The sequence below is a fragment of the Mesorhizobium sp. M8A.F.Ca.ET.021.01.1.1 genome (genome assembly GCF_003998025.1).
In the GTDB taxonomy this organism is placed as follows: domain Bacteria; phylum Pseudomonadota; class Alphaproteobacteria; order Rhizobiales; family Rhizobiaceae; genus Mesorhizobium.
In genome coordinates this window covers 1-7001 of sequence record NZ_RZSJ01000308.1, presented here as the reverse complement: position 1 = coordinate 7001, position 7001 = coordinate 1, and the positions used below count along the sequence as shown (strand labels likewise).

General features: G+C 64.9%; 11 protein-coding genes. 2 read left to right on the top strand and 9 right to left on the bottom strand.

What is annotated here, in order from left to right; all coding sequences use genetic code 11:
• A partial coding sequence (locus EOA36_RS38940; protein ID WP_348629817.1) for a hypothetical protein occupies positions 1-114 on the top strand: 114 nt, incomplete at its 5' end.
• A 29-nt stretch (positions 115-143) separates the two neighbouring features.
• On the opposite strand, the gene EOA36_RS21860 is transcribed toward EOA36_RS38940, so the two are convergent.
• From EOA36_RS21860 to EOA36_RS21820, 9 genes are all read right to left on the bottom strand, one after another.
• Positions 144-1244, bottom strand: coding sequence for an acyltransferase family protein (locus EOA36_RS21860; protein ID WP_127279387.1), 1101 nt, complete (start codon positions 1242-1244; stop codon positions 144-146).
• A gap of 157 nt (positions 1245-1401) precedes the next feature.
• Positions 1402-1800: a DUF1801 domain-containing protein gene (locus EOA36_RS21855; protein ID WP_127279386.1), complete on the bottom strand. Its 399-nt coding sequence runs from the start codon at positions 1798-1800 to the stop codon at positions 1402-1404.
• A gap of 33 nt (positions 1801-1833) precedes the next feature.
• Positions 1834-2268, bottom strand: a complete 435-nt coding sequence (locus tag EOA36_RS21850) for a DUF1801 domain-containing protein (RefSeq protein ID WP_127279385.1) — start codon at positions 2266-2268, stop codon at positions 1834-1836.
• Positions 2269-2274: 6 nt separating this feature from the next.
• The gene (locus EOA36_RS21845) at positions 2275-2496 is read right to left on the bottom strand and encodes a hypothetical protein (protein ID WP_127279384.1); all 222 of its coding nucleotides are present in this window, start codon (positions 2494-2496) and stop codon (positions 2275-2277) included.
• Positions 2497-2535: 39 nt separating this feature from the next.
• Positions 2536-2928: a VOC family protein gene (locus EOA36_RS21840; protein WP_127279383.1), complete on the bottom strand. Its 393-nt coding sequence runs from the start codon at positions 2926-2928 to the stop codon at positions 2536-2538.
• A 78-nt stretch (positions 2929-3006) separates the two neighbouring features.
• Complete coding sequence (locus tag EOA36_RS21835) at positions 3007-3438, bottom strand: SRPBCC domain-containing protein (RefSeq protein ID WP_127279382.1); 432 nt, start codon at positions 3436-3438, stop codon at positions 3007-3009.
• Positions 3435-3758 (bottom strand): metalloregulator ArsR/SmtB family transcription factor, encoded by a 324-nt coding sequence (locus EOA36_RS21830; protein ID WP_127279381.1) that lies wholly within the window; start codon positions 3756-3758, stop codon positions 3435-3437. The genes EOA36_RS21835 and EOA36_RS21830 overlap by 4 nt, the downstream gene beginning before the upstream one ends.
• A gap of 378 nt (positions 3759-4136) precedes the next feature.
• Positions 4137-4865 carry a gamma-glutamylcyclotransferase gene (locus EOA36_RS21825; RefSeq protein WP_127279380.1) on the bottom strand — a complete coding sequence of 243 codons (729 nt, stop codon included), beginning with the start codon at positions 4863-4865 and terminating at the stop codon, positions 4137-4139.
• 152 nt (positions 4866-5017) lie between these two features.
• Positions 5018-5926 (bottom strand): LysR family transcriptional regulator, encoded by a 909-nt coding sequence (locus EOA36_RS21820; RefSeq protein ID WP_127279379.1) that lies wholly within the window; start codon positions 5924-5926, stop codon positions 5018-5020.
• 98 nt (positions 5927-6024) lie between these two features.
• On the opposite strand from EOA36_RS21820, the gene EOA36_RS21815 reads away from it, so the two are divergent.
• Positions 6025-7001, top strand: a 977-nt coding sequence (locus tag EOA36_RS21815; RefSeq protein ID WP_145969251.1) for an MFS transporter, incomplete at its 3' end; no start/stop codon positions are given.

The following is a 7001-nucleotide window of genomic DNA, read 5'->3' as shown; positions in this document are numbered from 1 at the left end:
CTCTATCGCTCCGAACCGCCGGCCAAGGTCGAGACGCGCCTGACCGCCATCCCCTATTTCGCCTGGGATAACCGCGAGCCCGGCGAGATGCTGGTGTGGCTGCGGGACGGCTGAGGTTGGCGGCAGGGCCTCTTGCGGCTTTGTTATGTCCGGCTTGACTGGGTGGCGGCGGCAGGCAGCGGTGTTTTCGACGCAGCTTGCGCGGCGCTGCCGTCGTCGACATGCGCCCAGGCTGGCCGCTCGACCAGGAACATGCCGAAACCGATGCGCTGGACGATGAAGTAGAGGATCACCGGGCTGATGATCGACACCAGCAGCACCGCCAGGCTGAGCATGCCGGTGTCGGTCAGGAGGCCGCTTGCGAGTGCCGCGCCGCGAAACAGCGACATCGGGATGGTTAAGGCGACATAGACGACCAGTGAGTGCTCGCCCAGCCAGCGCAGCCATTCCATGGCCGGGAATTTCGACAGGAAACCGCCAAGCACGCACAGCGCCACCGCGCCGGCGACCGCCAAGGTGAGATGCAGCGGCGGCCATGCCGCGAGGCCCATCCGCATGCCGACCGGCTGCATGGCATAACCCGGCGAATAGACCAGCAGGCCGTTGACAACAGCCCACAGGAGCAGCCCGGCGACGGCCAGCGCCGGGCGGGCCCGCGTCCATTCGACGAGCCTGAACACCAGCGGCGCCATGACGAAGCCGACGTAGAAAAAGACGAAATAGGCCGCGAATTGTTCGACCGCGTAGCTATCGGGATGCGGCGCCCACATCTGCAGGCAGGCGGCGATCGGGATGACGATCCAGGCAGGGACCGCAAACTGCCGCAGCAGTTTCGCGGCAAGGCCGAACACGGCCAGCATGTAGATGAACCACAGGACGCCATAGGGCTGCACGACGGCCATTGCGAGGTCGTGCAGCATGCCGGCGGGGTCCCTGCTGAAGATGCCGATCTTCAGGCCGATCGAGATAATCGCCCACAGTACGTAGAAATAGAGGTAATGGACGACGCGCCGGTCGACATAGCGCCGCCATGGCCGGTCGATCACCTGCGACAGGAAAAGTCCGGAGATCAGGAAGAATTCGGGCATGCGAAACGGCGTCGCGAAGCCGATGACATAGTGGAGAAAGCCCACCCCGCCCGTGTACTCGCCGGTGTTGTAGGCCGAGTACATCATGACCACGAGGATGATCGAGAGGCCTTTGGCCGTGTCCACCCACGGCATGCGCATAGGGCTGCTGTTCATGGCGGCGAATCCAAACCCGGCCGGCCCGGCTGGCCAGCCATCATCCGGCGCTATCTAGCACCATCAAGCTTCCCAGATCGTAAACGGGGCCGATCGCTCGCGGCGACCAAACCACTACAGCTTTGACCGTCACGCGCTATGACTATCACGCGGCAGACTACCTTCGCGCCTTCGACTTGTTCAAAGCAACGGCGGCGCGCACCAGCGCCTTGAAGGCCTCCTCGTCCACCTCTTCGCCTTGCTGGAAGTCGATGGCGCGGCGCGTATTGCCTTCGAGACTGGAGTTGAACAGCCGCGCCGGATCGGGCAGCGCCGCACCCTTGGCGAAGGTCAGCTTGACGACGGCCTTGTAGGTCTCGCCCGTGCAGATCATGCCGGCATCCTCCCACACCGGCACGCCGCGCCATTTCCACGTCTCGGCCACGTCGGGATCGGCTTGATGAATCAGCGTGCGCAACCTGGCGAGCATCTCGCCGCGCCAGTCGCCCAATTCCTTGATCCTGCCGTCGATCAGTTCGGAGGGAGATTTGCTCGCCTGCGCTTCCGTGGTCGTCATGATGTTTCTCCTTCGAACTGACAAATAGAGCGCTTACATGCGCTCGCCAGGCAATTGGCTGGCCTGCTTCGCCCAGGCGCTGAACCGCGCCTCGTCGAACGCGTCGTCCTCGCGGATGTCGAGATAGCGCGTATCCCCGCTCTTGGACGCGCCAGGCGGCACCGGGTCCAGCGCTAGGCCGCGAAAGAAAGCCACCTTGATGTATTGCGTGAAGCAATGGATGCCGAGGAACCAGCCCTCGCCTTCGACGCCATAGAGCGGCGAGTTCCATTTGACCGCCTTCCGCACGCCGGGCACGGCGCGTTCGATGAGCGCATCGAGGCGTTGGCCGACCTCGCGCTTCCAGCCCGGCATGGCCGCGATATAGGCCTGCACCGGCGCATCGCCATGGCCCTTGGCGATCCGCGGGTTGCCGCCGGAAAGCAGCTTCGGCTCAGCCTTGGCGGCTGGTTTTGTCGATTTCCCCATCCGTTCCTATCCGTTGGCACGTTGCGCGACGCGCGCTTTCGCGACATAGGGCAGCACGAACATATAGAGGCCGCTGAACAGCAAAAGGAAGAGCGGCGGAAGCGGCGAATAGACCACCCAGGCGGGCGGCTGCCCGAACGCCATGGTGGCGAAGTTCGCGGCGACGGTGATCGTGAAAATCATCGACAGCCAGCGATGCGCCTGCCGTATCCATTTGCTCCAGTCCAATTCTGCCTCCTCTTGCACTATTCGTTGAAACCCGGCGCCTTACCAGCGCGCCAGTTCCGTGATCTGGATGAGATTGCCGCAGCCATCGTTCACCTGCGCGATGGTTGAGCCGGTCACCGCGGTCGGCGCCATGGCGAAGGCACCGCCATTCGCCTTGATGCGCTCATGATCGCCCTTGATGTCGTCGGTGAACAGCATCAGCGCCGGCTGGCCCTGCTTGAAGATCGCCTGCTGGTAGGTTTTGGCCGCCGGGTTGTCGTTCAGCGCCAGCTGCAATTCGGTCCCGTCCAGCTCTTCGGCCGAGACGACCGTCAGCCAGCGGAACGGCCCATTGCTGAAATCGGCCTTCTTGGTGAAGCCGAGCACACCGGTGTAGAAGGCGAGCGCCTTTTCCTGATCGTCGACATAGATGCTGGTCAGTTTGATCTTCATCGCATTTCTCCATGGGTTTTGCTGGCGCGGAACCGCCCTTTGACAGTGCTGTGTGGCTTTCAGCCTGGCCGGGAACTCTCAGTCCGTGCGGGCCAGAAGCTCTTCCAGCTTCTCCAGGAATTGCGGCCAACCGGTTTTGGCGCCGCCATAGGCCCGTCTCTGGTCGGGCCGGAAACCGGCCTGCTCCATGCGCAGATGGGTTCCCGTTGGCGTCGGAGTAAGCGTGAAAGTCACCACGCTCCTGAGATCGAAGGCCGGATCCTGGTGCGCCAGGTTCCAGGTGTAGGACAGCGTCCTGTGCGGCTCGACGGCAAGCACCTCGCAGTCCAGCACGCCGCCCCAATCGGCGCTGATGTTGAAGCGATGGCCGACGACCGGACTGAAATCGTTCTTCATCAGCCATTCCTCCATCAGATGCGGCTGCGTCAGCGCGCGCCAAAGTTTTTCAGGCGGATGGGAAATCTGCCGCTCGACGACGACAGTGCGGGTCTCCTGGGCACTATCGTTCACTGGTCCATCCTTTTGAGTAAATCCTCGAGGTCGTCGAACCGGCTTTCCCAGAACCCGGCCATCTCACGCGTCCAGTCCATCAGCGGCGCCAGCGCGGCAAGCTGCGCGCTGTAATGCGTCTGGCGGCCTTCATGGCGGTCGCGCACCAGCCCCGCCTGCTTGAGCACGCCCAGATGCTTCGACACCGCCGGCTGCGAGACGCCGGACTGGCTGGTCAGCGCCCCGACCGTCTGCTCTCCCTGCTGGCACAGCCGTTCGAAGATCGCCCGCCTTGTCGGGTCGGCGAGCGTCCTGAAGATCATGTCATGAGCGTCCGGCATACGAGATCGATAACCCGTTGGCTATTGGTTGACGTATAACCACAGAGATATATGTTCGTCAAGCGGGAAGATTGGGTAGGCGGTTAGCCGAAGCCCCCAAACTTCGTCATCCCAGGGCGAAGCAGGAGCGAAGCTCCGTCGCGGAGACCCTGGGATCCATGCCGCGACCTTGATCGAGGGTGCAGCGGAGCAGAATTCAGCATCGTGGCGGCGCTTATGTGCCACGGCATGGATCCCTTGGGCTGCGAAGCAGCTCCAGGGTCTGCGCCGCGTCGCTTCGCTCCTTGCTCCGCCCGTGGATGACGAAGCGGTGGGCGGATCCGCCAATCACCAAGGCAGGCGATCGGTCAACGCGGCGTCTGGTTTCGTGCAAAACCACTAGCCGGCCGCATGCACCCGCCCGATCTCCTGCGCCACCAGCTCCTGCAGCTGCCACAGGTTGCGGTCGCGTATGCCGCAGGCGTCGAGGTGGCGGATCGTCTCGAACAGATATTGCGCGCCCGAGCCCCAATGGCCGACGGCGCTCGCCAGCGTTGCGGCGACCGCTGGCTTGTCCAGTTTGCCGGCGTAGCGCGAATTGGCGGGATCGACGACGAAGCCGAGCGCCCGGCTCATCCCGCCTTCGGTCCTCACCCGCAGCCAGCGCGGCACGTTGACGGCGGGCAGGATGGTCATTTCGCGGCGCAGCAGCGCCTCCAGATTTTCGGCTACCGGCTCGGCGATCTCGAACACCATGCCCTGGCATTGGCCGCCGCGGTCGAGCGCCATCATCAGGCCGGGCCGCTCGAGCGTGCCGCGAAAGCGCTGTACGGTGAAGCAGAACGATCGATGCCAGCCCCGCGCCACCGCCCGTTCGCCGCCCCTCACCTCGCCGGCCGGCTTCCAAAGCAGCGAGCCATAGGCGAACAGTTTCAGCGGCCCGGCCGGTGCCGAGGCCAGGATCTCGTCGCGAAACCGCGCATAATCCTGGTCAGTCATATAGACCATGCCCGGCGTCGGCCCGGCATCCTCGACAACGCGCATGGTGCGCGCCACCAGCGCCTCGGTCAGCGCCATCGGTGACTTGCGCGCGGGTTTGCGCGGTGCGGCGGAAATCGGCTTGTTCATTTTCGTGCCTCGGCCATGGCAGCCATGTTGCCGAAGGCAAAGGGATTCTCAAGAGCCATAACCGTTTGAACCCGGAATCGGCACTTGAGCAATTCCGCGCAGCAGCTTGATCGGATTCGAGAAATTCTGGCGAAATTCAACGTCCCGCGCACCTACGACACCAGCGGCATCGGCACCTTCAGCCCGTCGATCAGTGCGTCGCGGAACAGCGCGATCGGACGCGCCAGCCGCCCGGCTGGCGGACGGTGCAGCAGCCAGGCGCGCACTTGCGGCTTGAAGTCGGGACAGTCGATCACCTCCACCGCGTCGCGCCAGCGGCTGTCGGCGAAAGCGCCCGGGGTGACGATGCCGATGCCGTGGCCGCGCGCCACCAGCGACATTCTGAGGTCGACGCTGAGCGCCTCCACCCCGACCTGGAACGGCAGCCTCGCGGCCTCGAAACTCTGCTTGATGAAGGCGCGAAAACCGCAGCCGTTTTCGTTCATCACCCAGGCGAAGCGCGACAGGTCGGCGAGCTTCGCCGGTTTCGGCACGCCAAGGCTGGGGGACGCGACCAGCAGCACCGATTGCGCACCGAGATCGTCGCAGACCAGTTCGTCCGGCGGCGCCAGGCCTTCGGCAAGGCACACCGCCACCGCGTCGAGCTCGCTGCGCGCCACCTGCTCCACCAGCCTTGGCGACCAGCCCGAACTGATGCGCAGCGTCAGTTGCGGAAAGGCGGCGCGCAGGCTGTCGAGCGGCAGCGCAAGTGCTGCATCCGAGAGATAAGGCATGATGCCCAGCCGGAACTCGCCCTTGACCTCGCCTTGCGGCGAGACGCCGGCCTTCAGATCCTCCAACGAGCGCAGCACGCGGCGGCCATGCTCATAGGCCTCGCGTCCGGAGGCGGTCGGCTTCAGCGGCTTCGACTGGCGGTCGAGAAGTGCTGTCGCCAGCCCGTCCTCGAGGTTCTGGATGCGGCGCGTGACACCCGGCTGGGTGAGGTTGAGCCTGGCCGAGGCGCCGACGATCGAGCCGGTTTCCACAACGGCGACGAAGGCTTCGAGATCATGGATGTTCATGCGCACCTCGCATAATCATTATCGAATTGATTGAATTGTAGCATGATGAAGCTTTGGCATAAAGTCCTTGCACGATATGCAGCTTCATTGAGGACTTCATGCTCGATACCAATGACGGCCAAACAGCCGGCCGGCTTCCGGTTCAAACCATCACCGGCCCGCAGACGCTGCTGTTTGCCGCCTCCACCGGCATCATCGTCACCAATCTGTTCGCGCCGCAGACACTTGTCGGGCTGATCGGCCCGTCGCTCGGCGCTGGCGCCGCGAGCGTTGGCCTTGTCGCCATGGTGACGCTGCTCGGCTATGCCGCCGGCCTGTTCTTCCTGGTGCCGATGGCCGATCTCGCCGAGAACCGCACCCTGATCCTGCGCATGCTGGTCGCGGCGGCATTGGCGGCCGGCGTGGCGGCGCTGGCGCCCACCATCGCCTCGCTGCTGATCGTCCTGTTCGTGCTCGGCGCCGCCTGTTCGGCGATCCAGATTCTCGTGCCGATCGCCGCCTCGATGGCCCCGCCCGGCGAGGCCGGCCGCGTGATCGGCGACGTGATGAGCGGGCTGATGATCGGCATCCTGTTGGCGCGGCCGCTGGCCAGCCTCGTCGCCGACACCTGGGGGTGGCGCGCCTTCTACGGTCTCAGCGCCGCCGCCCTGACGCTACTCGCCATCGTCCTTGCCTTCACGCTGCCGCGCCGGCGGCCGGTGGCGAAATCGTCTTATGGCAAGCTGATCGCTTCACTGTTCCATCTGCTGCGCGAGGAGCCGGTGCTGCGGCGCCGCGCGCTGACGGCGGCGCTGGTGATGGCGGCGTTCAGCCTGTTCTGGACGGCGGTCGCCCTGCGCCTCGCGCAGCCACCCTTCGGCCTTGGCCAGCGCGGTATCGCGCTGTTCGCTTTGGTCGGCGCCGGCGGTGCGGTGGTCACGCCTTTGTTCGGCCGCGCCGGCGATCAGGGCTGGACGCGATCCGCCACCATCTTCTGTCATCTCGTGCTGATCGGCGCGCTGGCGCTGGCGGCCTGGGCCGGCTCCTTCTTGTCCGCAACGTCCTGGACGCCGCTCGTGCTGATGGGCATCAGCGC